This is a genomic window from Paenibacillus amylolyticus (assembly GCF_051136285.1).
Lineage (GTDB): Bacteria > Bacillota > Bacilli > Paenibacillales > Paenibacillaceae > Paenibacillus > Paenibacillus amylolyticus_F.
The window spans coordinates 3,990,266-4,017,245 of sequence record NZ_CP194938.1 but is presented as its reverse complement, the minus strand read 5'-3'; the positions used below and the strand labels follow the sequence as shown (position 1 = coordinate 4,017,245).

General features: G+C 42.4%; 22 protein-coding genes and 3 pseudogenes. 9 read left to right on the top strand and 16 right to left on the bottom strand.

Features of this window, described 5'->3' with window-relative positions; genetic code table 11:
- Positions 1-16: 16 nt before the first annotated feature.
- Positions 17-835 (bottom strand): class I SAM-dependent methyltransferase, encoded by an 819-nt coding sequence (locus tag ACR8BL_RS17670; RefSeq protein ID WP_434748817.1) that lies wholly within the window; start codon positions 833-835, stop codon positions 17-19.
- 175 nt (positions 836-1,010) lie between these two features.
- Positions 1,011-1,352, bottom strand: a complete 342-nt coding sequence (locus ACR8BL_RS17665) for a zinc ribbon domain-containing protein YjdM (protein WP_434748816.1) — start codon at positions 1,350-1,352, stop codon at positions 1,011-1,013.
- Positions 1,353-1,644: 292 nt separating this feature from the next.
- Between ACR8BL_RS17665 and ACR8BL_RS17660 the strand changes: the two genes are divergently transcribed.
- Complete coding sequence (locus ACR8BL_RS17660; protein WP_434748815.1) at positions 1,645-2,796, top strand: VanZ family protein; 1,152 nt, start codon at positions 1,645-1,647, stop codon at positions 2,794-2,796.
- A gap of 160 nt (positions 2,797-2,956) precedes the next feature.
- Here the strand turns inward: ACR8BL_RS17660 and ACR8BL_RS17655 are convergent, their stop codons facing one another.
- On the bottom strand, positions 2,957-4,417 hold the full coding sequence (locus tag ACR8BL_RS17655) for a carboxylesterase/lipase family protein (protein ID WP_434748814.1): 1,461 nt from the start codon (positions 4,415-4,417) through the stop codon (positions 2,957-2,959).
- 492 nt (positions 4,418-4,909) lie between these two features.
- Between ACR8BL_RS17655 and ACR8BL_RS17650 the strand changes: the two are divergent.
- Positions 4,910-5,866: pseudogene (locus ACR8BL_RS17650) on the top strand (IS30 family transposase).
- Between the two features lie 111 nt (positions 5,867-5,977).
- Here ACR8BL_RS17650 and ACR8BL_RS17645 read toward each other — a convergent pair.
- The gene (locus ACR8BL_RS17645; protein WP_434748813.1) at positions 5,978-6,397 is read right to left on the bottom strand and encodes a metallophosphoesterase family protein; all 420 of its coding nucleotides are present in this window, start codon (positions 6,395-6,397) and stop codon (positions 5,978-5,980) included.
- A 217-nt stretch (positions 6,398-6,614) separates the two neighbouring features.
- On the opposite strand from ACR8BL_RS17645, the gene ACR8BL_RS17640 reads away from it, so the two are divergent.
- Positions 6,615-7,343, top strand: coding sequence for a LuxR C-terminal-related transcriptional regulator (locus tag ACR8BL_RS17640; protein ID WP_434748812.1), 729 nt, complete (start codon positions 6,615-6,617; stop codon positions 7,341-7,343).
- A 572-nt stretch (positions 7,344-7,915) separates the two neighbouring features.
- On the opposite strand, the gene ACR8BL_RS17635 is transcribed toward ACR8BL_RS17640, so the two are convergent.
- Together ACR8BL_RS17635 and lanKC are read right to left on the bottom strand one after the other, a co-directional pair.
- The gene (locus tag ACR8BL_RS17635) at positions 7,916-8,050 is read right to left on the bottom strand and encodes a class III lanthipeptide (protein WP_434748811.1); all 135 of its coding nucleotides are present in this window, start codon (positions 8,048-8,050) and stop codon (positions 7,916-7,918) included.
- A 51-nt stretch (positions 8,051-8,101) separates the two neighbouring features.
- Positions 8,102-10,708, bottom strand: a complete 2,607-nt coding sequence (gene lanKC / locus ACR8BL_RS17630) for a class III lanthionine synthetase LanKC (protein WP_434748810.1) — start codon at positions 10,706-10,708, stop codon at positions 8,102-8,104.
- A gap of 830 nt (positions 10,709-11,538) precedes the next feature.
- Here lanKC and ACR8BL_RS17625 point away from each other — a divergent pair.
- Positions 11,539-11,694, top strand: a pseudogene (locus ACR8BL_RS17625) (IS4 family transposase); the annotation flags it as partial.
- Between the two features lie 219 nt (positions 11,695-11,913).
- Here ACR8BL_RS17625 and ACR8BL_RS17620 read toward each other — a convergent pair.
- The 4 genes from ACR8BL_RS17620 to ACR8BL_RS17605 all read right to left on the bottom strand — a co-directional run bounded on the left by ACR8BL_RS17620 (position 11,914) and on the right by ACR8BL_RS17605 (position 13,418).
- Positions 11,914-12,279, bottom strand: a complete 366-nt coding sequence (locus ACR8BL_RS17620) for a hypothetical protein (protein WP_434748809.1) — start codon at positions 12,277-12,279, stop codon at positions 11,914-11,916.
- A gap of 67 nt (positions 12,280-12,346) precedes the next feature.
- The gene (locus tag ACR8BL_RS17615) at positions 12,347-12,628 is read right to left on the bottom strand and encodes a Blp family class II bacteriocin (protein WP_434748808.1); all 282 of its coding nucleotides are present in this window, start codon (positions 12,626-12,628) and stop codon (positions 12,347-12,349) included.
- 13 nt (positions 12,629-12,641) lie between these two features.
- Positions 12,642-12,920 carry a Blp family class II bacteriocin gene (locus ACR8BL_RS17610; protein ID WP_434748807.1) on the bottom strand — a complete coding sequence of 93 codons (279 nt, stop codon included), beginning with the start codon at positions 12,918-12,920 and terminating at the stop codon, positions 12,642-12,644.
- Between the two features lie 21 nt (positions 12,921-12,941).
- Positions 12,942-13,418 carry a hypothetical protein gene (locus ACR8BL_RS17605; protein WP_434748806.1) on the bottom strand — a complete coding sequence of 159 codons (477 nt, stop codon included), beginning with the start codon at positions 13,416-13,418 and terminating at the stop codon, positions 12,942-12,944.
- Positions 13,419-14,041: 623 nt separating this feature from the next.
- Here ACR8BL_RS17605 and ACR8BL_RS17600 point away from each other — a divergent pair.
- The 4 genes and pseudogenes from ACR8BL_RS17600 to ACR8BL_RS17585 all read left to right on the top strand — a co-directional run.
- Complete coding sequence (locus ACR8BL_RS17600; protein ID WP_434748805.1) at positions 14,042-16,276, top strand: peptidase domain-containing ABC transporter; 2,235 nt, start codon at positions 14,042-14,044, stop codon at positions 16,274-16,276.
- Positions 16,273-17,652 (top strand): HlyD family efflux transporter periplasmic adaptor subunit, encoded by a 1,380-nt coding sequence (locus ACR8BL_RS17595; protein ID WP_434748804.1) that lies wholly within the window; start codon positions 16,273-16,275, stop codon positions 17,650-17,652. The genes ACR8BL_RS17600 and ACR8BL_RS17595 overlap by 4 nt, the downstream gene beginning before the upstream one ends.
- Positions 17,653-17,935: 283 nt before the next feature.
- Entirely contained in the window at positions 17,936-19,156 is a 1,221-nt protein-coding gene (locus ACR8BL_RS17590; RefSeq protein ID WP_434748803.1) for a TraB/GumN family protein, read from the top strand.
- 404 nt (positions 19,157-19,560) lie between these two features.
- A pseudogene (locus ACR8BL_RS17585) lies at positions 19,561-20,024 on the top strand (transposase); the annotation flags it as partial.
- Between the two features lie 69 nt (positions 20,025-20,093).
- Here the strand turns inward: ACR8BL_RS17585 and ACR8BL_RS17580 are convergent.
- From ACR8BL_RS17580 to ACR8BL_RS17555, 6 genes are all read right to left on the bottom strand, one after another.
- Entirely contained in the window at positions 20,094-21,254 is a 1,161-nt protein-coding gene (locus ACR8BL_RS17580; RefSeq protein ID WP_434748802.1) for a metallophosphoesterase family protein, read from the bottom strand.
- On the bottom strand, positions 21,254-21,592 hold the full coding sequence (locus tag ACR8BL_RS17575; protein ID WP_311281339.1) for a DMT family transporter: 339 nt from the start codon (positions 21,590-21,592) through the stop codon (positions 21,254-21,256). The genes ACR8BL_RS17580 and ACR8BL_RS17575 overlap by 1 nt, the downstream gene beginning before the upstream one ends.
- On the bottom strand, positions 21,589-22,359 hold the full coding sequence (locus tag ACR8BL_RS17570; RefSeq protein WP_434748801.1) for an HAD family hydrolase: 771 nt from the start codon (positions 22,357-22,359) through the stop codon (positions 21,589-21,591). The genes ACR8BL_RS17575 and ACR8BL_RS17570 overlap by 4 nt, the downstream gene beginning before the upstream one ends.
- 124 nt (positions 22,360-22,483) lie before the next feature.
- Positions 22,484-23,860, bottom strand: a complete 1,377-nt coding sequence (locus ACR8BL_RS17565; RefSeq protein ID WP_434748800.1) for an ABC transporter substrate-binding protein — start codon at positions 23,858-23,860, stop codon at positions 22,484-22,486.
- A gap of 51 nt (positions 23,861-23,911) precedes the next feature.
- A complete protein-coding gene (locus ACR8BL_RS17560) occupies positions 23,912-24,715 on the bottom strand; it encodes a carbohydrate ABC transporter permease (protein ID WP_434753159.1) in 804 nt (267 codons plus the stop codon).
- Positions 24,716-24,816: 101 nt separating this feature from the next.
- The gene (locus ACR8BL_RS17555) at positions 24,817-25,692 is read right to left on the bottom strand and encodes a carbohydrate ABC transporter permease (RefSeq protein ID WP_434748799.1); all 876 of its coding nucleotides are present in this window, start codon (positions 25,690-25,692) and stop codon (positions 24,817-24,819) included.
- A gap of 200 nt (positions 25,693-25,892) precedes the next feature.
- Between ACR8BL_RS17555 and ACR8BL_RS17550 the strand changes: the two genes are divergently transcribed.
- Positions 25,893-26,462 (top strand): GbsR/MarR family transcriptional regulator, encoded by a 570-nt coding sequence (locus tag ACR8BL_RS17550; protein WP_434748798.1) that lies wholly within the window; start codon positions 25,893-25,895, stop codon positions 26,460-26,462.
- Positions 26,463-26,980 lie beyond the last annotated feature (518 nt).

Here is a 26,980-nt window from a genome sequence, read left to right as displayed (position 1 = left end):
ATAGAAGTGCCATCTGCTACAACTTCCTTCCGATATACAACAGATGGGACGAGATCCCCAGAATGGAAGGATCTTTGGCTGCCTTAATCATGTATTGAAGCAGCTCTTGTTCCTCCCCACGTTCCTTCCAATATCGATGCTGCTCGTCTGTGATCATCGCTTTGAGGCTGGAGGAACCGATCAGCTGAACAGTCTCGAAGCCGTGCTGCTCCATGAACGGCACAACATCCTTCACATGAAAATAGTATGCTCCCGTAAAACGTCCTTGATCCTGATGATCAAACGTACCTCTTTCGACAAAAGACCGGATCGCACCGATGTTATCATTGGGCCTCCAATGTTGCGGTGATTGCAATGAATTGATACTCATCCGCATCCGGCTCTGGACCGCCACAAATACAGCGCCTCCCGGCTTCGTGACTCGATAGAGTTCACGCATTGCTGCCGCCCGCTCTTTTTCCTGTTGCAGATGATACAGCGGCCCCAGCATAAGCACCGCATCATAGGTGTCATCGGCAATCCCGTTCAGGGAAGTTGCATCCAGTACATGAAATCCATCAAATTGCGGAGTCAGCTCTAATGCTTCGGCTTTCTCCTGCGCAAGTTCTACCGATGAAGGTGTAAGATCCGATAACGTAACCTGATATCCCGACTTAGCCAGCTCCATTGCGTATTTCCCCGGTCCAGCACCGTTATCCAGAATCAGACCGCCTGGAGGAAGATACTCCCGAATGTAATTCATATTAATGATAAATTCGATGGGTTCACGCTCCAGCCTGCCCCACTCATCAAATCCGGAATAATATCGAATAATGTGCTCTCGATCTTTGTGCATCTCTTGTACACCCGCCTTTTTTGAACTATTTAACTACAGTAAATTTGCTTTAGTATACATCCTAAATTTTTCCTGTAAAATCAAAAATGACGTCCTCCTTTCGCTATATTCGAAAGAGAACGTCATTGCAAGTTTATTTAGTATTTAAGTCTGTATCGCCAGGGATATGATAAGACTAGATTTTTTTCACAAATTCAGACTTCAGTTTCATCGCACCCAGGCTATCGATCTTGCAATCAATATCATGGTCTCCATCGATCAGACGGATATTCTTCACTTTGGTGCCTTGTTTCACGACGAGGGAGCTGCCTTTCACTTTGAGGTCTTTGATGACCGTAACTGTGTCACCATCGTTCAGTACATTTCCATTGGCATCACGCACAACTTTGGACTCCTCAGCATCCCCTTGTTCTGCTTCCAAAGACCATTCATGTGCGCATTCCGGACAGATCAACAACAGGCCATCCTCATACGTATACTCCGAATTACATTTCGGACAATTGGGCAAATTAGACATTTGTATTAAACTCTCCATTCTGCATTTTCGCTATCTCACTAGTATAAGGGATTTCTGCAATATGTTCCATACGATGGCTCACTGCATTCCTGATTTGACTTATTTTTAAACGAAATTTAAAGGAAGATGATCTTCACTTTAAGGAAAGACCATTATAATAATAAAAAAACAACGTATCCGCTTAATGTGAATTATAAGTAAATTTTTACAGCACCAGTGATGGATTACCCCTTTGTAAAACCGATACATGATTCTATACAATCAATCTTTCATCCCAAAGGAGTGCCGGCTTATGTCATCCTATGTTTTCCCTATTCAGACCGCATTTATTACCTTTGTCGTTGCTTCCCTGTTCCTGCTGGTACCGTGGTTAATCTATGGTTATCGCAAAGATGGCTTTTTCAGCTGGTCACGGTTTGCCGTCAGCTTTTCTTTTATTTTCTTCCTGTTAGCAGCCTACTGCCTGGTCATTCTGCCGCTTCCGACGACTCGAAACACCTGTGCAGGGCATGCTGCTAATGCCGTTTATTACAATTTGACACCCTTTATGTTTGTGAAAGACATTATGAAGGAAACCCCCATCATATGGTCTCAACCCTCTACATGGATCAACATGATTAAGGGCCGAGCTTTCCTGCAAGTACTGTTCAATGTATTACTGCTCATGCCACTGGGGGTATATATCCGGTATTTCTGGCAAAAGAGAGCTTTTTGGAAACACGCCTTTGTGGCTGGCTTCGGGCTTTCCTTATTTTTCGAAGTCACCCAACTCACGGGGTTGTACGGATATTACAGCTGTCCTTACCGGCTATTCGATGTGGATGATCTGATGCTGAACACCTCTGGTGCAGTAATTGGTTTCTTCGCAGCCCCGTTGCTGCTGGCCTTATTCCCATCACGTGCGAGTATTCAGGCCAAGAGCGAGCAGATTGTGGAGCAAAACCGTGTCTATCCTGTACCACAGCTGCTTGCACTGCTTATCGATGGTATTGTCGTGATGATCATCGACATAATCATGTCCATCTTCACAGCATCCAATGACATCCAGGATGCTATAAATACATCTACTGCGATGGTTATCGTCCTGTTCTTTATCCCTTGGGTTCGCAACGGAGTTACACCGGGCTCTGCAGTTCTCCGGTTCCGATATGTGGATCGTCAAACGGGTACGCCGATGCTTCCAGCGCTATTGAAACGCTTTATTGCCATCTATGCTCCGTGGCTTCTGATCACGATTATTCAACTGATAAGTCAGTATGCATACCCTAACACTCAGGATGATGTGCTTAATTCTTATCTGGTCTGGATTTTCCTGAGTTTAAATTTTGCGGGCTTCCTCGTGTATATCGTCCTGTTCATCCATTTGGTAGTCGTGATATTCTCGGGTGGAAAACGTTCCTTCTATTTCGACGAGGTCGCCCGAACGCGGGCCTCGCGTAAATAATAAATCAAATGTGTGTCCTTCCCTACAGGACGATTCATATATCAAAAAAGGCGGCCTCTCATGGATAACCCATAAGGCCGCCTTTTGTATTTTGAGAAACTGAGATGGTTGAGTTCTCAGCAACTCAGCATGTTCTCAAGCTTGCAAAGTAAAAAATACCTTACATAACACCTAGCAGTTCGCGTTTAGAAGCCTCTGGATCATGAACAACCTCAATCTCATGGTTGATGATCAGTGTCGCCCGATCCTGACGATATTCAGGCCATTCGATTCCTGCCGTCTCCGGCTTACCGTTTTTCGCAAAGGAAATCCAGGCATCCTGCACCTTGAGTGCAAGCACTCTAGCCGCTTCATCCGGCTCAGCTTTCATGAATTTCAGTGCATCGAGCGTGTTAAACACAAAGAACATTTCGATGCTGTGAATGGCTCTTTTCAGAAGGGGATGCTCTGGCATCACCCAGTCAAAACGGTACATCCACACCGGGGCATGCTTCTGTTGTGCAGCTGCATACTGTAGTGCTGACCGCCAGAAGAACATATCGGTCATTACCTGAGCCTGTCCATCTGCTGTTTTGGGATAACTGTCTGCGATAGCGACACGATTCTCCAGATCCGGCGTCATAAAATCAACACCCTGCACCATATCAATTTCGTTTGAAAAAGGTACATGTGGCTGAATAAACAGCGCTCCTTCATGCTTCGTTGTGCCGATAAGTACCGGTACACCCTCTGCGGAGCCTTCACTTACGGCTTGAAGCGGTATTTGCGGCAATGTTTCGCCATCCAGTACAGGCTGGAACAACATAGCCATGCCGGCTCCGCTCTGCTGCTTCACCGTTTCTGCAGCTGCCATAATCTGCTCTACCGGAATGCTGTTCAGCTTATGCAAATTTTCCCGGTCTACACCAAGAATCTTCAACATACCCTCACGTAAAGCCGAAGCTTGCTCTGCTGGCATGAACTGCGAAGCGCCACTTTCCATAATGGTACGCTGGAATAAACCTTTGGCTGAAGGCATCGCCATCAGTGCGGCAATACTCATACTGCCTGCCGATTCCCCAAATACCGTAACCTGGCCCGGATCACCGCCAAAGGCAGTAATGTTATCTTTTACCCATTGCAGCGCAGCTACCTGATCCAGCAGCCCAGCGTTGGATACATAGGAATCACCCAGCGGAGCCATGTGCAGAAATCCTAGTGGCCCAAGACGATAGTTAATAGTCACTACGATTACGTCACCACGAACGGCTAGCTGTGTGCCATCATATACAGGCAGACTGCCTGATCCGGTGACAAATGATCCCCCGTGAATCCAGACCATGACGGGAAGGGGGTGACTGCTTTCTTTTTCAGGTGCCCAGATGTTCAGATACAGGCTGTCTTCCGACTCCGGCGGCTTCTGTCCGCCCATCCACTCTGAATCATGACGCGGTTGTATATTCTCAGGCCCAAATTCGGTTGCCTGTCTGATTCCTTCCCATGACTCGGGCTGTACCGGAGCTTGGAAACGCAGCTCGCCTACTGGTGGCTTCGCATACGGAATGCCCTTCCATACACTTGCACCGTGTAAAAGCTCGCCTTGAACCGTACCATATTTCGTTTGAACTTGAAGTTCCCGCATGTCGCTTCTACATCCTCTCCGTGATTAAATACATTCATTGGTAACCATGATTAGAGCTTAATTAGGCTAAACATGTGTATATATTTGAGTATAAATCTTCGGCATACCCATTTACAACTTTGCCCAGATGGTTACATTAGGTCATGCCATCCTTGGAGTTGGATTAAAACATTCGATCTAGAAATTCACCAAATGTATATCCCGTACTATAAAATTTTTCTGCAAGAGCAACCATGCTTTGGAGTAGAAAATTAAAAGTATTAAAAATAATGATACCTAACACAGATATAATCACAGGTAACATCAATTTTCCATATAAATTCCAGTTCGTATACTTCAAGAAAAGCCATCCCCTTACCAAAATATTAATTCTATTTGACGGATTGTAATATGAAGTGCGACACCTACTGGAAATAAATAAAAAAGGGCCCATGGCCGGATTCGTGTAGAATGAAAGTTCTCACACAACCATTCACACAAGGAGAATCCACCATGAGCTACACACATCTTAGCATAGTCGAACGCAGCAAGCTAGAAATCCTCCACCAGCAGGGGAAAAGTACCCGAGCGATTGCCAAAGAACTTGGCAGACATCATTCCACCATTAGCCGGGAACTCCGCCGAAATACAGTAGAACAACCCATACGGCGTGGAGAACGCTCAAGAGGGCTATGTCCAGCGCCGTAAGGCCTCCGTTTCCGCAGGGAAGTGGAATCCAGAACTGGCGAGTCGCATCGAAGAAAAGCTTCAGGCAACCTGGTCTCCGGAACAGATCGTAGAGCGTTTGCGTCAGGAAGGTCAAGCGATGGTATGTTTTAAAACGGGCTATCGCTGGCTTTATACAGGCCGTTTGGTGAAAGGCGTGCTTGCCATCCTCAGACACAAAGGGAAACGGCAGAAGCCAGCAGAGACACGCGGCAAGTTTGCTGTGGGCAAGCCCATCTCTCAACGTCCGAAAGAGGTTCGTCACCGGGAGACCTTCGGCCATTGGGAACTGGATACGGTGGTTTCAGGTCGTGGGAAAAGCAAGGGCTGTGTAGCCACGTTCATCGAACGAAAGACCCGCTTGTACACCGCGATTCGTATGCCTGATCGTACCGCGTTGTCCATGGAGATTGCCTTTGGAGTAGCGGCTTCGCAGTACCCAGTCCATGCATTTCAAACCGCTACCGCAGACCGTGGCAAGGAATTCGCCTGTTACACAGCCTAGAAGCCGTTCATGGCGTGCAGGTATATTTTGCAGATCCCTATTCCTCCTGGCAACGCGGCTCGAATGAAAATGCCAATGGCCTCCTGCGAGAGTTTTTCCCCAAGGGGACGGATTTCGCCCAAATCACGGATGAAGCTCTGGAAAATGCTCTGGACTTGATCAATCACAGACCACGTAAATGCCTGAGCTGGAGAACCGCTCACGAATCCTTTTCAGAGGAACTGTCGCACTTGGCTTGACAATCCGTCATTTACTAAAACCGTTATTTCATTCCGCTAAGAATATGTTATGATATTGCACCGTATACTCAGCACCTTCAATCCATTTTCCAGCAGTGAAGTCCCGTCCCTTCACAACCACCCGATCCTTGTAAATTTCCACATGTAACCCTTCGCTCCCCTCCAAATGCTTGTCCTCATCCGGCCTGCACCATGGTACATCGTATACGGTGCTTGCAGCTGCCAGTGTGTATGCCCGGAGAATAGAATTGCTTGTGGATACTTGGCGAGCACTGCCTTCAGTTCTGCATCCTGATTCACGCCATACCGAGTCTGAAGTGATCCAGCCACCGTGTCCATCAGAGGCTGGTGGATAAAGAGAAAAATCGGACGATCCAGTGCAGCCTGTTCAGAAGACATCTCACAGTCCTTCGGATGCGGTTGTTCCGTACCAAGGAAGATATAATGATATCCGTCGATCCAATGATCGTGGTAACTTCCCTTCATGCCTTTGGCCGCTTCAAAATCGTTCAAACGCCGGAGATTAACCATAGTGTTCTCAGAAAAAATGAATACCCTGACTCTACATCGTTCTTTTCGCCTATATTTTTACTTAATAGTGGGTCATTTGCCTTAAGGTAAATTTCACCATATAATTAATATTTAACACAAAAAGTAAAGGATGAGCAACATGACTCTAATCGAAAATCATAGAACTTCTATTCCACCCAATTGGAGTTCAAAGTCCCAATTCACTCAAAGACAATGGATGGATTGGAAAGTAGAATATACAGTAAATCCCATGCGAGAGCTTAAGGTTCACATTGCTCATGCTGCGTTAAAAGAGAGACTAAAATTTAACTCGAAAGTACTGAAGCTTTTTAGAAGTAAATTAGATATGTTAGAAGGACAGTTTTTTTATCCACATCTCTTTTTTCTCGTAGACCTAGAAGGAATTGTCCTAGATATTCATGGGGTGGATTCTCTTCATCCTGATCTCGAACCCTTGATCGTTAGGCCAGGTAGTTCAATGTCCATGGAATCAGGAGGAATTAACGCCATCTCAATCGCCATTAAAACAGGGGAGAACATATTCCTTGAAGGTGACGAACATCAACTAAGATTCTTCAAAAACTGGCTCTGCCTCTGCAGTCCAATTAAAGTTCAAGGTGAAATTGTAGCTTTTCTAAATTTCTCACGCCATACCCCGTTTGTATATGACAGTATATTTGCTTTAGTTTCATCTATCGTAGCCTCTATTGAATACGAATTAGAGCTAGAGTTGCAGACTCATAATCAGATAGATAATCTATTTGATACTTACTGTTTTACGGCAAGAGAGCGTGAAGTCGCCAACCTCTGGCTACAGAATAAAGGAGCACTATACATAGGTGAGAAATTAGGAATTACGGAAGGCACAGTAAGAAACTTTGTGAAGAAGATTTATATGAAATCCGGAGTGAATGATCGTGGGGGATTCATGCAAAAGTTTTATTAAAAATAACGGGACAACAGTTAGTGAACCACACTCTGAAGTCCCGCTTGTTCTCTTTTATTTTATTCATAAACTTCTTATTCCTAAAATAATAGTACTTAGGTGAATAAGAAATACGGTGACTGTAACCATCCAGAAAAGCAGTAAGAGCTGACTTAGAGCACCATCCCGGATCGCTTGCACTACTAATAGTATAGTCCAAACAACTAACGCTATTAACAATAACTTTGTCGCCATAGAAACCGCTGTCAACATCGCTAGTGTGTAACCAATTACTATAACTACTAGTGATAATCTGTATTCTTTCAATAATGAACTCCCTTTCCAGATCTGAGAGCCTAGCACTGAGTTAATTAGAAATAGCAGCCTCATTTAGATGACAAGAGTGAGCTTAAAAATACTGAACAATTTCCTATGAATCTTGACTCTTACTTTGTAGAGTTCTTTTTCAAAATCCAAATAACTCTACGGGATGGCAACCCATTATGAGAGGTTGGATGACACACCAAAGATAAATAAGCTGTTGCTTAGCTGATTTCAGCCAAGCAACAGCTTATTTAATATTAGAGACTCATTTAATTATTAATACATACTGTTGAGAGCTGGCCAGTGGTAATTGTTGATATGGTCCATGTAAATGCTGCCTCTACCTCTTGACCTTTATCGTCTGTGTTTTGCGCTAATTTTTGCAATTCCAATACCTCGTTCATTCTTTTCACCTCCTTGTTTTAGTAAGGTAAATGTATTGATACTTATTTTCCTTAATTCTCTGATACCGTCTTGGCTTTCGTTTTTACTAGGAAATTATCTATGTTGACAAGTGGTAACCAGTAGAGTGGATTATTTTTGGAGATCCCCAATAATGCTAATATTATCCCTGAACTACCTGTATACACATCATCAGCTAATCTATAAGAAAATTGCCCTGGATATACGTAGTAACTATCCTTTTTGATTATGAAGATATTAAGTAAATTCAATACATCGGCAAGAATTTGTTCTCGAGCTTCGCCGTTTTCCACCATACAAGGCAATAAAAGAAAGCTTCCCGCACCATCAAACAAGCTACCGCTAATCGTGGAACGAATCTTTGATAATTTTAAAATTGCCTCCATCTCTTCCCTGTATAGGTCTTGTCCACTCACATGGTTTAAGAACCAAATGGAAATAGCAATTCCAATTGAACCTCCAGAAAGATAGGGCAACAGACGATTTCTTTGATCAAATGTTTGTAATACGCCAGACATATCATCTACTTTAGTCTTCATCAGATCTTCTTCAAGTAATGACTTAGCCTTTTCCAAATACTCTTTACTGTTGGTAGCTGAGTACAGCGCAGAATAAAACAGTGCTACGCCGGATAAGCCATCAATTAATCCTATTTCTACCGTCATCCAGTCATTAACTTTTAATGACGTTTTTTTCTTTTTATTAACATGAATTAACTTAGCAATTTCTTTTGCAAACTGTAAGTATTCCATATTTCCAGTTTCAAAATATACACTAATAACGAATAACCCAATACCTGAAAGACCTGATCGTAAAGTAATATTAGTCTCACTAATATTATCTTTTAATAGCTTCAAGTCATTTAAGACCATTTTTGTATAGCCTTGATCATAGAGCATTGCCAATATTCCAGTTCTACCAGTAAGTAATCCATGACCTTCAACTTGTGATAAATTGTCTAACACAACACTTTCAATCCAATCATTCACTTTTGAAGTACTGGCATCAACTTTATGGAGTGTGAAAGCAGCACCACTGCCCCCAGTTAAAAAGTTAAACTTGCCGCCTCTCATCTCATACTGACGAATATCTCCATTAATTAATCTCTCATCTTCTGTAAAATTATTAATAATTCCTTTAGTCAAATTATTGATTATGTAAGACACGTTAAGCTCGTTTTTCTCATATTTTAGATTAGATTCTATAGAAATACAGTCTTGATAAAATATAATTTTCTCATCACATTTTTTTTGTAGATCTTCAATGAAATGATAAAATGAACTTTCATAGTTTTCCTTTATCCAACGAAGATGATTACTTTGCAGATACACATCCAAGTCTTCTGAAGTTAAAACTGGAAGTGCTAAATACCTGACCAACCTCTTCATTCCATACCAGTCTCTTGCCCCATTAACCTTCATTTCCTGAGAGGAAAATCCCAATGTAACCATATTGGGCTTGTTTTCAGAGTTTACAGGCATGGCAGTTTCAAAATCAATTATTCTAACACTTAAATCTTCCCTTACCATCACATTCGCTGGTTGCAAATCACCCATAGCGATCCCACTATTATGCATTTCTTCTATTATAGATAGCAGTTGCAATAGTATTTTTTTCACTTTTCGGGCATGGTTATTCATACCCTCACTGCCCTCAAATAACGGAAAATATTGCGCAAGCCATTGTCTTAAATCTCGGCCTTCAATGAATTCCTCTACCAAAAAGTAGTGTTCCCATTCTTGGAAGTATTCAATGAAATCAACAACACCCGTTACATTCTGGAGCGTTTTTAAAGCATCGTATTCGTTAGTTTGTCTTGCTAAAGCATCTTGACATATCCCATCTAAACCAGCATTGGGTCTAGCTTCCTTAATGATTACTTTCATATTATCGTGCTTTCGACGAGCTAAATATACCCCTCCAGCGTTACTATAACTAAGAGCAGTTTCAATCTCATATCGCTTTAAATTACTTTCCTTGTTTGTTTCTAAATCATCAGAAAGGTTAATCGTATTAAGATATTCGTCGAACTCTTTTACAAAGTCAGGGACTTGGTAAAAGGGTGTTCTTTGATCTATGATTAAATTACCTTTCTCATCTCTAATACAGTGTTCACCATGTTCATTGAGAACTTTACTAAATCCTCCATACCTATAGAACACATTACTTGCCTTCCATCTTCTATCACTGAGAATATAAGGTCCCTTTTTAAAATCCTGAGTTATTAATGAAATCATATCTAGCAATTCAACAAATTCTTCGTTACTAATAGGATATATTGTTATAAATTTTCCAGAAGTAGCACGATTAGCATTCTTTGAATTCACCTTAATAAAGCTCTGCTTATTCTTCAAATGCTTGAAGTCAATATTCTTATCTAGACATAGCTGCGCAACTTTATCCAGTAAGTTCTGCGATTCTTCAAAAGATGAAGTTACATGAATTTTCCATCCTTGTTCTGGAAGGAATTTATTCCTAACATGATATTGCTTCCAAACAGATTCACTTGTTGATAGTACAGCATATGTATGAGGTACTTTATTTAGTTCATACTCATTAGATTTTTCAGTTAATTCTTGTTTGCCGTAATATTCAGAATTCGGTTTCAAATACTGATGATAAAGCATATTGCCTTCCATAAAAAACCTCTTTTTCTTGAAAAAAAATTTCAATCTCTCATTCATGCTTGAACTTATATTTAAATTACTAGCACTAAAATTTCGGATGAGTGATGAGCACAACACGGCTATATACTGAGCAATGTCGATACCCAATTAGTTATTGTTCTTTATGACAACACTTATAGATGGCCTCGAGTTCTAACTTTTAGAATAAATGTTTATATGTACTTTTAGTTTTTTTACATATCTTAATGTTTTGTAAATGGAATAAACCTTCATAAATTAATAAACATAAATAAACATCTCAACTTTATGAGCTGGAAAATGGACTTAAACCCTTGAGCGCGTAAGAAGAATTCAATAAATTTACTTGTATTCACAAAAAAACACCTCGCTTGTTTGGTATCATGGAAGTACGACCAACCATGCCAATAAGAAAGGTGTGTAACTCTATGTTACAACAACATTCCATGTCTGAATAGTCTCGTTTATCCAAACTTTTTGCCACGCTTCGCATTGGAAAATCTCCACGAAACGCAGGGATTTCCAAATCGTTCTGTCTTTCCAGTTTAGCGATTTTTGCAGACGTTAAGCCTTCAGATCGCACGTCATTTTGAATGCTCATTTCCTCTAAACGGGTGCGTATATTTATCGTCGACGATTCGGTACCCAGCTGAAACCGGACTAAAAAAGCAGAACTCCTAGCACATGTGTTTGACCACTCTACAGGCAAATTCTCTAAAGGATATCATTCAAAACAGCGAATGACACTGGGAGAAGTGTTTCAAAACCTGCCAAAATCGAGTGCAAGAGACATCAAAGGCTCCGTGGTCGGGCATACTTCATGTGGTCTTCCTGAGAAGCTTGTCTTTGTGCACAACCGGAATGAAAAACGGAATGGCTTGCCATTTTAAGCACAGACATCACGCTGGATGATGCTGAAATTGTACGAATCTACGGCATGCGTTGGAGTATTTAAACCTTTCATAAAAGTCACGAAAAGCTAATTAGGAACAGAATTTCAGGGGCGATCTGGACTTCCCGACTGCGTTTCAGCAACTTATGAGTGTATTTCTTGAAATGGCAGAGGCAAAAACGAAAAAGAACGAACAAAACGGCTGTTTTTTGTCAACTACAAGAATGAATCTCTGCTTTACCCAGCTAATATCAACAGTTTGTTTGGAGATTTGAGCTGCAAAAGTTGCGTTACTAATAATTTATGATTACTTATTGTCCTTTTTTGCTAAAATTCGAATAAAAGGATTCAGAATTAAAGCAATACCAACACTAAATAGAAACAAGTTTGTTGTACTCATAACATCCATTAGCGATATAATCATTAGTACTAGCCCAACCGCCACAATACAAATAAATCCAAATGTGATTCCATTTTTCAAACGCCTAGCCCCTTTTAAATAATTTTTAATTAATAAAATTTCTATTGATAATGAGCATAACAAAAGACCAATTATAAATAACATCCCATTTCCTGTACCAAGTGTATCGTACATGGAGACTGCAGCTAGAGATAGACCTACAATTGAAAGATAAAAACCTACTTTAGAAAACTCACCGATATTATGATTCAAGATACATTTAACTCCTTGTCATGGAATCAGTGCAACTAATCACACTGATTCCTGGGGAAATATTTTTTTAGAAAATTACTCCAACTGCTCCTCCTGCTCCTCCTGTTACAGCTCCAAGAGCAGCTCCTCTTACTCCATAATATGTAGCTCCTGAAATAGCTCCTGCAACCGCTCCTCCCGGACCTGCAGTTGCTCCAATCAGGGCACCCATAGCCGCTCCTCTTACAGCACCTGCTACTCCTCCAACGACCCCACCAATAATGGCGTCTTTTACCCAACCACCACCGGTTATATCTACTAATTCATATTCTGTTACTGCTACAAAATTATTATTTAATACAACTTGCATACATTAACCTCCTTTAATTCCATGTTTGTTTCCAAATACTTTTAGCAGCTCCAGCAACGGCCCCAACAGTTCCTACGACTATAGCACCAGCTGCACCTCCACTAATAGTTCCAACTACAGGCGCAACTACAGTGCCAGCACTAGAAAATGCTATTGCTCCAGATACAGCGCCTCCTGCTCCCCCTAGTGCAGCAGATTTAGCAACATCCCACCAGTCGATTCCACCTTCAATGCTTAAGAGAACTTCTGTTTCTAGTACTTCAAAATTATTAGAGTATACTAAGCTTTTCATTTTATCACCTCCTTTCAATAATTATGTGCAATTAGGATTTAAAGGAGCGTATACATCAATATATAACTCTTTTGTCAACTCATTCTCTTGATTTATATTATAAAATGGCGCAATTTGATGTAAATGATTCTCCTGTATATATCGAGTAATTTCATTATAAGCAAGATATATCTCTTCTGGAGAGTCATAATATCTTAAGTAAATACAGTTCCCCAAATAAAATTTAGGAAGATAACGATATTGAAATAAATTCGATTCAACTTTTCCAATTACAGGGACTAAAAATTCTATATCAACAATTTGAGTTTCATCAGAAACAATGTCCACTGCATGTGTAACTGAGATAAGTGGGCCATTCCTTTTCAGACCACTATTTTTAAGATTTGAAACGAACGATATTAAGTTATCATTCACAGAATGAAAATTGCATTTTTGTCTGCAAGAAACTACGTTAAAAAATTCAATACTCTTTTCACGCTCAATTATATAAGAATACATGTCAAACATTCCTTTACTGGATAGAATCTTTATTAAAAAAGTAAATATGTTTATATTTTCTAAATTTATTTTATATTAGTACTAATGCTATGAATATATCCAATACTAGATATATAAATTAAGTACAGAAAGAATATATAATTTATAAATGTTTATAATAGGCCAAACCTAAAGATCAACAGCTATTTTAAATAGATATAGTTAGCAACGACTATAAGACCTGCTAATCAGCTTGTTTAATTATGTATAGAGGGTAGTACCTTGAGTGATAAGTATGATGTTTTATGGCTTCCTTTTACGATTTCAGTAACGCAGTGCTTGTTGCCTGATTATCGATCAACTCTCAATGCTGTTTCATAACAAGGATCGCTTATAAGCCATGGAAAAACATCTATTATTTCCTTTTCTTGTTGTGGATTAGGGCTTTTCAACAAGATAGGGTTGCAGATATTTTTCCATTTTAATCTTGAAATACATGCTCTTCAATTTTCCCTACTACTCACACCTTTTTCTTGGGCCTTTTGTGTACACCTCAGTAGAATAAATATGTCTATAGTTTTTTAGAACATTTATATAGTATTTAAAAATTTATTTATAGAATCTAAATCTCGGGGGAGGATCGTATGTCTTTATTCAAAAGATACACCATTCAAAAACAATACGACCTAAAAGACTGCGGTGCAGCATGTCTAGCTACTATCTCTCGGCATCATGGTTTAAAGATGCCACTTACTCGAATTAGAGAAATTGCAGGTACAGACAGACAAGGAACAAACGCTCTTGGGTTGATTAAAGCAGCAGAACAAATGGGCTTCTCAGCCAAAGGGATTAAAGGAAACCCCGAAGCTTTCTTTAGTGAATTTCCACTCCCATGCATTGCTCATGTAGTTATTGATCAGAAGCTTCTGCATTATGTAGTTATACATAAAATTACAAAGAAAAATGTAATTATAGCCGACCCAGCAAGAGGGATTGTGAGGTGCAGTCCTGAAGAATTCTTCAAGATTTGGACAGGCATTCTTATTCTAATGGTTCCAACCCCACAGTTTCAGAAGAAAAATGAGACACGAGGCGCTTTATCACGTTTCTTCACCCTATTGCTCCCACAGAAAAACATGTTGCTAGGGATCATTTTTGCGTCATTGCTGTATACTGCCCTAGGAATACTGGGTGCATTTTACTTTAAGTTCTTACTTGATTCCATCGTTCCTTATAGGCTAGAGCAGACCCTACAATGGATATCAATTGGTGTAATTGTTCTGACCCTTTTACAGATATTGTTAAATGCTTTTAGAAGTCATTTATTATTATATCTAAGCCAAAAGCTCGATATCTCGCTAATACTTGGATATTATTACCATGTTATGAAATTACCCCTCTCTTTTTTTGAGACTCGTAAAACAGGAGAGATTATCTCAAGACTTATGGATGCCTCAAAAGTTAGGGATGCAATATCGAGTGCAGCTCTGACCATTATGATTGATTCTATGATGGTTATTGCAGGCGGAGTCATCCTATATACTCAGAACTCTTTCCTCTTCGGTATAACGGCAATTATGATACCACTATATGTGCTAATTGTTTGGGGATTCCACCCCATATTTGAGAAGCAAAACCGTGAGCAGATGGAACAGAATGCTGAACTTACTTCATACATTGTTGAATCAATCAATGGCATTGAGACCCTCAAGGCTCATCAGGCTGAAAGAGAGGCTAACCTGGAAACCGAAAAGAAATTCGTCAAATTATTGCGTACTCTTTTCAAGTTTGGGTTTTCTAACAATTTCCAGGCTACTTTAAAAGGAACTCTCCAAAGCGTAGGCGGGATTATCATCCTTTGGATTGGTGCTAACGAAGTCTTAAATGGACAATTGACGATGGGACAACTTATTACGTTTAATGCTCTGCTTGCATACTTTATAAATCCTATTTTGAACCTGATTAATCTGCAATCTTCTCTTCAAACTGCTATTGTTGCTGCAGATCGGTTAACTGAAATTATGGATTTGGAACCCGAAAAAAAGGAATCTGATAGCCGCAATATTAAACCAGCGTCACTAAAGGGATCTATCGACTTCAAAGATGTGCATTTCCGATATGGAACAAGACAATCCATCCTGAATGGTGTTGATCTACATGTTGAAAGAGGAGAGAAAGTTGCGCTGGTAGGAGAGAGTGGTTCTGGTAAGACAACTCTCGTTAAACTATTACTTCGTTTCTATGAGGCAGAAAAGGGAGAACTATTGATTTCTGAGAATAATATAAAAGACATATCTATCGAGTCGCTTCGACAGAAAATAAGTTATATCCCACAACAAACATTTTTCTTCAGCGGTACGATTCGCGACAACCTTGCTATGGGAGCTACATCCGAGATTGGAATGGATGCACTCATAGAAGCAACAAAACAAGCAAGTGCTCATGATTTTATTAATCAATTGCCTATGCGTTATCAGACAGATCTTGAAGAGAACGCATCCAACCTGTCAGGAGGACAACGTCAACGCTTGGCTTTGGCACGCGCATTACTTACCAAACCTGACATTCTGATTTTGGATGAAGCAACCAGTAATTTGGATACCACTACGGAAAAAGCCGTATCGGATACAATACACGGCCTGGATGATATGACGATGATTATTATTGCTCACCGCTTGAGTACGGTTATGCGTTGTGATCGCATCTTTGTAATGGACAAAGGTACTGTGGTAGAGGCCGGAACACACGATCAGCTGCTACAACAGCGAGGGAGATATTTCGAGCTTTGGAAAGATCAGTTACCTGGAATTGATACTAAGATTGCTCAGGAAGAGAGTCTTACTCCGCCTAAGCTGGAACACACGGGGGCGATGGTATGAGTCTTAAACTTCTAAATCCTGAAGAGTTAAGAGACAGCAGGGAAATGTTGGAGAAGAGATCACCTGCATTTATTAGTTGGTTTCTTATATTACTGACGTTAGTATTGATCGTTGCATTTATCTGGAGCTGGAAAGCACAGATTGACGTAGTTGTTAAAGCTCCTGGAGTAGTCAAGCCTAACGAGAAAATTTCCAAAATAGTAAACAAGGCTACCGGAAGTATCTCTAAAATATATGTTCAACAAGGACAACAAGTTAAAGCCGGTGATAAGCTGTTTTCTATTCAAACAGGAACCCTAAAAGTCGAAAAGACTCGTTTACAAAATGATTACAAAGAAGCAGAACAACGATTGGCCGGACTTGAACAACTCTCTAAAGCACTTTCTTCGGGTGATGGGACGATGAAATCAAAAAAAACGGTAAGCGCTCTGCTTGCTAATGATAATCCGGTCCAGAACAAGTTAGAATTGGAAATTACCAAAGTGATTGCTGACCAGGTTGAGACGGATAAAACCATTGCAAATAAACGTCTCCTACTCAAAAGTCTTAACTATGGAAAGAATTATCTCCCTTCGGGTTCCGTAGAGTATGAAAGATACGAAAACTATAGTCTGAAGGCTTCTCAAAACATTTTGACAGAAACACAAATCCAGGAAGATTATAAACGAGCTATCTTCAACGGTGATGAACTCACTACTGCTTCAACCAAAGAAAAGCTGAAAACGACCAAGTTGCAAATGGAAACTAATCAAACTGAATTTCGGTACACGATACAGTCTGAGCTGGAAGATGCACTGGAGCAAAAGAAAACACTGGAAAAACAAGAATCTGACCTATATGTACAGTTACAAGGAAGTATTGATGAATTAAGAACACAGAAGAAAGAACTCAATAGCCAAATCAATTCGATTCGTTCTAATCTGGATAATTATACTGCCATAGCACCAATTTCAGGCGTAATCAATACAATTAATGAAGTAGGTGAAGGACAGCTTATCCAGGAAGGGTTACAGGTCATGGATGTGGTTCCAGTAAATAATACGATCTATTCCATTCAAATGGCTATGAGCCACCAAGATATTGGACGTATACATGAAGGAGATCCTGTACGCTTTCATTTTACCGCCTTTCCCCGGGAAGAGTACGGTTCTGTCCTTGGCAAAATAGAATCCATTAGTAGTGACTCTTTAGTAAATCCTCAAGATGGTGCTAGTTATTACGTCGCGGAAGCTACACTTGAATCAATACAACTAAAAGATGCACTTGGACAACAGCAGCAAATCAAATCAGGTATGCAAACGGAGGCACATATCATAACAGAGCAGAAGTCAGTACTACAGTGGCTCTTAGAAAAAATGGATTTTTGGACTAAATAAAAATAATAAAAGAGTCGCTCTTATGAGAGACTCATCAGCAGTGCGCAATTATCTCGACTCGTTCAAAGTTACGCGCTGCTTCAAAACAAAATGGTACGAGTATTTTATTTTAACTGATCATCCTTAGTCTGCAAATTAACTTATAGTTAGAGACGTTTCGCGCTATATAGGTGATTTATCAGATATAAACACCATTGTAAATATCCAAGAAAGGATGTTTATTCAAATAGGATTGTTAACGTAAAATCATAACAGTGAACAACTCATATTAGGAGGTTTTTACTTGAAAAACTGGAAACATCTTTTCTTATCTCTTGCCATTTCAGCAGGTTTACTCGCATCCGCAGTACCCGCCATTGCCGCTCCGCAACAGACGTCAGTGAAGGTAAATGATGAACTCGTTGCATACGCTGTAGGAGCACCTATTAATGATAAGGGAATAACCCTTGTCCCGTTGCGCTCTACGCTGGATGCCATGGATGTGAAGCTGACTACAGCGTCAGATGATACCATTACCGCCATTGTTAACGGCAGAACGATTACTCTCCAAAGTAAGCTTACTCGAATCAATGGCGTAACATATGCTCCGATTCGCATCTTGGGGGATGCAACAGGCTACGAAGTTCACTGGGATCACACAACGCGCACGGTTGTCCTGGTATCCAAGGGAGAGGCAAAAGAAACAGTCTCAACGGGTGGCAAAGGCTTCATGTGGGAAGTCAAAAGCAATGGCAATACAGTATATCTGGTAGGATCGATTCATATCGCGAATGACAACCTCTACCCATTGCGCAAAGAATTTGAAGAGGCGTTCGCTGAGGCTGATTATCTTGGAGTAGAAATTAATATGAGTAAAGCAGCCGATGTAGCACAACAGCAGCTGATACTCGGTAAGGGTACATACCAAGATGGAACAACCCTAAAAGAACACATTTCAAGTGAGACTTATGGAAAATTGGAAGAAATTCTGAAGCAAAATGGGGCAGCCCCCAGTGCTTTGGACGCATACAAGCCATGGGTGGTTGAGAGTACCCTTGTCAGCATGAAGTCGGCGAAAGTTGGAATTACAGAATCTGCAGGAGTGGATTTATATTTCATCCAGAAGGCCATCGAACAGAAGCTACCGATCATTGAGCTGGAATCCTATGAATCCCAGCTTAGTATGTTGGATGGTTTCTCCAAAGAACTACAGGAAAGCTTACTGAGAGCAACATTGGATAATTTTGATGTATTGGAAAGCAACGTTAGTGGAATAGTCGACATGTGGAAAACCGGGAGCGACGAGCAGTTGCTAGAGCTAACAAACAGCTTCTCGGAAAATGAAGAATACAATAAGGCGATGCTTATTGATCGTAACATTGACATGGCCAATAAAATCGAAGGATACCTAAAAAACGGTAAACATGAGGAATACTTCATCGTAGTTGGTGCAGCGCACTATTTGGGTGACCACGGAATTGTAAAACTACTGCAAGATAAAGGATACACTCTAACACGAAAATAAATTTCATGAAATTGGAGACATTCGCAAACAGCCTGTTGCCCGGTATATCCGAGTCACAGGCTGTTTATCATGTATGCTCCCTTAATTTCCACTTATACACCAATTCCGCTAATTCCCGGTCGAACAAGATGGAGGCGTGGTTATATGGCACTTTAGTGTAGGTCTGAATGACTTTTGTAAACAATGTACCTGTATTCTGTATTCGTCAGCAAAATATAAATCGAACGTTCATCGGTCATCCTCATATTTCCCCTTATCAAGTTGGCTCTATTCTTCCCTATTAATATAGGTACCCTATAATGAAATCCTACATTGAATAAGCAGGTGATCTTCGTATATGAGCGGCTCTCTATTCACATTAACTCTGATCTTCGCTGCTTCCAATGATTGAGCAATTGGATTAGCTCGAACAGCAAATGGAAGAAATGGCGGCAAGCTTGCCAGAGGTTGAACTGGTGAAGACCATACCGGGAATTGAAACGAAACTGGCAGTTACAATCATAGCTGAAATAGGGGATATCAGGCAATTTAACGATGCGAAGCAACTTGTGGCGTTTACAGGCCTTGACCCCGGGATTTTTAGTTCAGGGAAGTTTACGGCGACAAGTACACGAATAACGAAACGAGGCTCCAAAAGGCTTAGATGCTCTCTGTACCTGGCTATGCAATGTGGAATAAGGAAAAATAAGAATGTAAAAATGGGTTCATATTACGAGAAAAAAGAAAAGAGGGCAAGCCCTACAAGGTGGTCGTGATCGCCTATGCAAACAAGCTGTTGCATCACATTTTCGCCATCTTGCAAAAAGGCAGCCCTACCAAGCGTAAACCATATTTATCCAAAAACCTCACTCAACTGGCTAAGCCATAATACAAAGGGGGTGTCCCAAAAGTCATTTTATGATTTTTTTAGACAGGATTTCAAGCAATAGAGAAGTCTTCAAACCCACTTTACCGTATACTCAGCACCCTCAATCCATTTCCCGGCAGTGAAATCACGTCCCTTCACAACCACCCGATCCTTGTAAATCTCCACATGCAGCCCTTCGCTGCCTTCCAGATGCTCGTCCTCATCCGTCCATAGATAGGCGACCGAGGAAGCATTAAACATCGTTGGCATCCGGCCTGCACCATCGAACGTTGTATGCGGTGCTTGCAGCTGCCAATGGGTATGCCCAGAGAACAGAATTGCTTGTGGATACTTGGCAAGCACCGCCTTCAATTCCGTATCCTGATTCACGCCATACCAGCCTTGTGCCTGGAGTGATCCGGCAACAGTGTCCATCAGCGGCTGATGAATAAAGAGAAAAATCGGATGATCTGGCGCGGCTTGTTCAGCCAGCTTCGCATCCAGCCACTCCAGCTGTTCAGACGACATCTCACAGTCCTTCGGATGCGGCTGTTCCGTGCCGAGGAAGATATAATGATATCCGTCAATCCAATGATCGTGATAAGCTCCCTTCATACCTGTGGCTGCTTCAAAATCAATCAAACGTCGATGCCATAAGCCCGCAACGGTAATCGTATCAGCTGTGGCTCTATCCGAAATCTCCGCGCGAACATCTTGATCTGCACTTCCGTCTGTGTTTCCATTCATACTGTCATTCGTATAGTCACTTGCAACGACATTTGAATTCCCCATTTCCCCTTCGTGCCCGGCAGGTTCAGGCAGCACGAATTGGTCACCAGCCAGTCTATGAATCAGCGCCGCCGACTCCTCGGCTGTCTGTTTCACCGGATACTCCAGCTCCGTATCCTGCTCCAGCAATTCGGCAACATGTCCTTCCGTCATCTCAAGCAGAACAAGGGGTGGCTTCTGCCAGATGATCGCGCCGATATCATGATTGCCGACCGTGAAGCGTATTTCAGGCAACTTCTTCGCATATTGTCCCCAGATACGCCGCCATTCACGATACTCACTCGGCAGTCCACGATCTGTCACGTCACCTACATGCATAATGCCACTGCTTCCATGACTAAACGAAGTTATATCCGCCAGCGCCTGCTCCAGATGCCGGTTATGAATATGATCTGCCTCGTCCCGTACATGTGTGTCCGTGATCACCTGAAAGGTAGTAAGGGGCTTCTCCATTGTATCCATTATGAATCACTCCATTTCAGTCCAATAATGCCTATCAAAATAAAACCGATCCACACCATCGACGTCAGTCGAAGTCGTTCACCAAAGAAATAATGCCCTACCACGCCAATCATCGTAATGCCAACACCCGACCAGATCGCATAGGCTACAGCCAGCGGCATATATTTTACCGCATAATTCAGAAAGGTGAAGCTCGCCGCATAACAGACAAACATCATCACGGAAGGCCACAATCTGGAGAACCCGTCCGACACTTTAAGCAAAATAGTGGCACTCAGCTCCAGACCAATGGCGAGTGCCAGCAGCACCCAGCCCAGATAAGTCTGACTGTTCGTCATCGGCCTAACCCACCGGAGAGCAATTCATGGAATGTCTGGATTGTGAGATCTGCCAGTTGTATTTTCCCAGGCTCACCAATACCAATCTTGCAGCCTGCTCCGGCAGCTCTCGCCATCTCCATATCCCCATCCGTGTCCCCAATCACCATAACCTGCTGGGTTTGTACACCTAATCGCTCACAGGCAAGCAGCAACATATCGGGGAACGGTTTTCCGCGCTCCACCAGATCGGTGCCAATCACTACGTCAAAGTAAGCATCCAGCTCCATCCATTGCAAATGTTTGACTGCACTTGCCGTTTCATCGGCTGTCACTACGCCCATTTTCAATCCCTGACTACGAGACTGCCCCAGAAATTCCCGCACACCGGGTAGCGGATGCGCCGGACGATGCACCTCCATCGCTTCCTCGGCCTGTTCGAGACATGCTCTTACGATCATTTTGGCCTCTGCCCAGCTGAGTCCTGCACGATATCCATGCCATGTCAGCACGGCATATACTTCATCCATCGTACCCATGGCGAGCGGGCCCCGGACATCATACCCGTTCATCCGCCCCCGTTCATCGTGAAACGTACCCCAGATCTGCGGAAGATCGGCCTCATCCATTTCCATCCCCCGGACAGCAAGCTGTTCTCTGAAATCCCGTAATACACAATCCGTCCAGAACCCCCACATGCCTGTAAAATCAAGCAACGTACCATCTTTATCAAACAGAATGGCTTTAACGTGCACCTCTGATCTATGGTCTACCTTATTCTCTTGCATGGACTAAACTCCTTGTCTTATATGGTAATGAATGGAAAGGACGGTACGTGATGTACCGCCCTTTTTGCTTAGGCACTAACGCTTATACATGAGAGGAGATGATAATTTCATGTAATACAATGAATTATTTTGCAATACGATCCAGTTCTTTTTGTGCTTTCTCTTTGGCTTCCTTCAACGCCTGCTCTGCAGGTATGTTGTTAATCTGCACTTTATCTGCCGCTTCCTTCAAGGCATCGTTAATTTTGCCGCCTGTTGGATCACGGAATGGAGCTGAAGCATGTGCAGCCTGTTGCAATGGCACGGTAATCTGTGGATGCTCTTCGCTGAATTTCTTGAATTCCGGATCTTGCTGTGCAGATTGGCGTACAGCAATGTAACCTGTGTTCATCGACCATGAAGCGGTGTTTTCGGTTTTAGAGAAATACGTCAGCCATTTGTATGCTGCTTTTTGCTGCTCTGGACTAGCCGCTGCCGGAATACCTGCAAGGATTGCACTCGCTACCGGTTTACCTTCGCCAATGCCTTCCCAGCCTGGTTGCTGCATGGCCGCTACGATTTTAAAATCGAGATCGCCTTGGTCACCACTTGAACCGGTGTATCCAGCCGCTTTATTTTTCATCACATCGTCAATCGTTTTGTACCAATACTCCCAGCCTTGACCCCCGTATTGGATACCCATGATTTTGTCTTCGTTGATCCATTTACGGAACAGCTCCCATGTCTCGATCCATTCAGGAGAGTCGATCATCACGGTTTTACCGTCATCACTCAGAATCTTGCCACCTTTGCCCATAACCGCATCGATCATGTTGTCTCTGCCCCACATTGGCTCCCAGCCGTAGAAGGTGGTTTTGCCATTTTCCTTCTTGGTCATCTTCGCAGCAGCCTCAGCAAACTTCTCCCATGTAGTTAGGCTTGCCGGGTCAATTCCGTTCTCTTTGAACGTATCCATACGATAGTACATAATTTGAGTCGTGCCATACATCGGTAAAAAGAACTGCTTGCCATCTACATTTCCTTGTTCCAGGAACGTTTGAATGAAATCATCTTTCTTGAAGTTTGGGTCAGCCGCGATCATCTCGTCCATGGGTGCATAATAGCCTTTGCGCGCCCAGTCAATATTGGCACTCAGAACGGCAGCAGGTACTTTCTTGGAAGCAATGGCCGCTTGAAGCTTCTGTTCAGTCTCCGTGTAATCCGCTTGTACAATGCCTTTCACAACAACTTCGTTCTGCGAAGCGTTGAAGGCATCAATTTTCTTTTTCATATTGTCGCCCAGATTACCGCCTAGACCATACCAGAACTCAATCTCCACAGGTGTTTTAGCTTGTGTATCTGTGCCGCTACTCGCAGCAGCCGTAGAACTCGATTCTGCAGGGGCTTGTGTTCCGCAAGCCGTTATTAATGCAAAGCTTGCCGCGAGTACCAGCGACATGCCGCCTTTCCAGCTCAGCTTCATTTTCTTCTTCAAAGTCATGCCTGACTTGCTCCAATTCATTGTTGTTCCTCCCGTTTTTAGGTGACTTGTATAGGTGAAATGTGAAGCATATCAATTCTTGTTGACGCCAGCCGTCATGTTCACGCTCTGCATGATCGTTTTCTGGGTAAACACGAAAAGAATAAGTAAAGGTGCGATGGTAAATGCACTTGCAGCCATAATCTGCGGCCAAGCCAGCCCATAGGCTCCGCCTTCCACGAAGAAACTTCGCAATCCGGCTGATACCAGCTGCAGGTCCGGATCCTTGGTGATGAGCATCGGCCAGAAATAGTTGTTGTACTGTTCGATGAATGTAATCAGCACCATCACGGCGAAGCTGGAGCGAACGAGCGGCGCGATAATCGTCCAGAGAATGCGGAAGTGTGATGCTCCGTCCAGCTCTCCGGCTTCCACCAGTTCATGGGATACCTGCATAAAGGCCTGACGGATCAGGAAAATCGAAAATACGCTGACACAGTTGGATACGATCAGGCCTGTATAGGAATCGAGCAGGTTAAGCTCGCTTAACACCAGATAACCAGGCAGATACACTGCCGTACTGGGAATCATGTAACCCACCAGAATGATGCCGGTTAACGTACCCTTAAGGCGGAATTTCATATGTGTCAGGGCGTATGCCATCATGCTGGAGTTCACAATCTGGAACAGACAGATCGCTATGGCGACCCCGGTACTGTTCAGCATGTACCTTGCAAACGGCGCTGCGTTCCAGGCATCCACGTAGTTCTGCCACAGAAATGTCTCCGGCCAGAAGGTCGGCGGGAACTGCCAGATTTCATCATTTGTTTTGAATCCGCTGATTACCATCCAATAGAACGGGAAAGCAGTGCCTAGTGCGATAATAGCAAGCACCATATAGCGAAGGATCGCACTGATTTTTACTTTTTTACGGGACAACTTTTGCATCTCCCTGGGCTTCATTTGGCTCGTTTTGCTTTTCGGCATCGTCATTGTCATTAGTAGTGCACCAAGCGTCTGCCAAGCAGGAAGGACACTCCCGATAACAACACGCAAATCAGAATAATGACTACAGCAATCGATGAAGCTTCGCCCACATTGAACGATTCAAAGGCAGATTGATAATACATATACAGCAAGGTTCGAGTTGATCCAGCAGGTCCACCTTGAGTCATGACGTTAATCTGGTCATAGGCTTGTAAGGATTGAATCGTCAGAATGATCGAGAGGAAAAAAGTCGTTGGCGAGATCAGCGGTAAGGTAATACTTCTGAACTTGTCCCAAGCTCCCGCCCCATCAATGGAAGCTGCTTCAAGCAGATCCGACGGCAGATTCCGTAGAGCTACCAGATAGAACACCATTGCCCAACCAATGGACTTCCACAGGGTGACAATCAAAACAGCAACAAGTGCCCAGTCCATGTCACGGAGCCATCCAATCGGCGATATTCCCGCCCATCCAAGCATCAGATTAGCCAGTCCCACTTGCGGCTCGAAAATCCACGACCACGCGATGGATACCGCAACCGTTGGTGTGACCCATGGCGAGAACAGTAATGTGCGAAAAATACCGGATGATTTCATTTTGCTATTCATCAGCATCGCTAGTGCAAGTCCTCCCACAATAGTAGGGATCACGCTTCCGAGCCCAAATAATAGCGTTACTTTCAGAGATCGATAGAATTCAGAGTTCGTTAGCAGGTAGGTATAGTTGTCCAACCCGACGAACAGCTTGTCCGGGCTCATGAAGTCCCAGTCCGTAAAACTGAGATATACGATATATCCCAGAGGCCCCAGCCAGAAAATCAACAGCGGAATTAGAGCTGGCAGCGTGAATAGAACCGCTTCGGACTCCCTCCATAATTTCAAGCGCAATTCTTCCACTCCTTATTGTCCAAATTTCCTTTAACAATTGGCAATTTATAGATATATTCTGGCTCATTTAATCTTCCGTACAAAAATGATTGTACACTCGATTTGAAAAATCTATTTCCGGGTTGTGTTAAAATTCGATGGAGTCATGTAAAATATGAATATGTTCGAGGAAACGTTTATCCTATTGCCGAGGTGACATTGTGGGAAAAGAAATTGCCGGGAACCCGAATCATTCTTCGTTACCCGATCGGTCTGCGCTGAGGGAGAGAGTTATCGAGGCGATTGCCAATACGATGGATCTGTATGGGGTGAATCATACGTTTGGTAAGCTATATGGCGTGATGTATTTTGAGGATCGTCCAATGACCCTGGAAGAGATGAAGACCTCCATGAATATGAGCAAAAGTAACATGAGCTATGCAGTTCGTTCGTTAACCGAGTCCCAGATGATCTACAAGCTGGATGAGAAGAAGGAGCGGCAGGATCAATATGTGGCGGAGACAGACTTCTTTCGCACGTTTCAAAATTTCTTCGGATTAAAACTGCAACGGGAAGTGGATGTGATGCTGGAAGGCATCCGCGAGGTTATCCCTGACCTGACAATCATGATCTTATCGGAACGCACGACTGCGCAAGAACGGGAAGAGGCATTGCGAGATTTGCACAAGCTCCAGCATGCAGAGCAATATTATGTCTGGCTTCAGGGGTTCGTGAATCGACTTCGAGATGGCAAGCTGTATGAAGAAGGTACATCTATATCGGAGGAGTAAGATAGACTTGTCAGGTATGATATAAAATGAGAATACAGAAAAAGAGCTGTTCCTAGCCAACGAATGGTTTGGGGACAGCTCTTTATAGGCAAATCTACATATGTCTGATTATAAAAGAAAGACTTGGTCTGGATTCAAAATATAAATAGGTTGAATCGGTTGTTTGAATGTAACTTGCACCGTTCCATTTATCACCTACGGGAAAAAGAACGGATCTAAATTTTATCTCCTCTAATGAAGCCTTCCCATTATTTATCTGTATGGTGATCGGTTCTTATAAATATATTCTACAGCACCATTTTGTTTAATCTCACGGACTTCTTCATCTGATAATGGAGGATTTCCACGTGACATCGTATCACCTCTTTCAAAAACAATTAAAGAGAGTATTTGATCAAAAAATTGCGGCTCTGCATTACATTTTATTTAAATTCACACACAAGACAACCAAAAGACCAGGAATTACATTCCCGGCCCTTTGATGCTTGTTTGCTTGCTTATCCGTTAGTTATATCGTT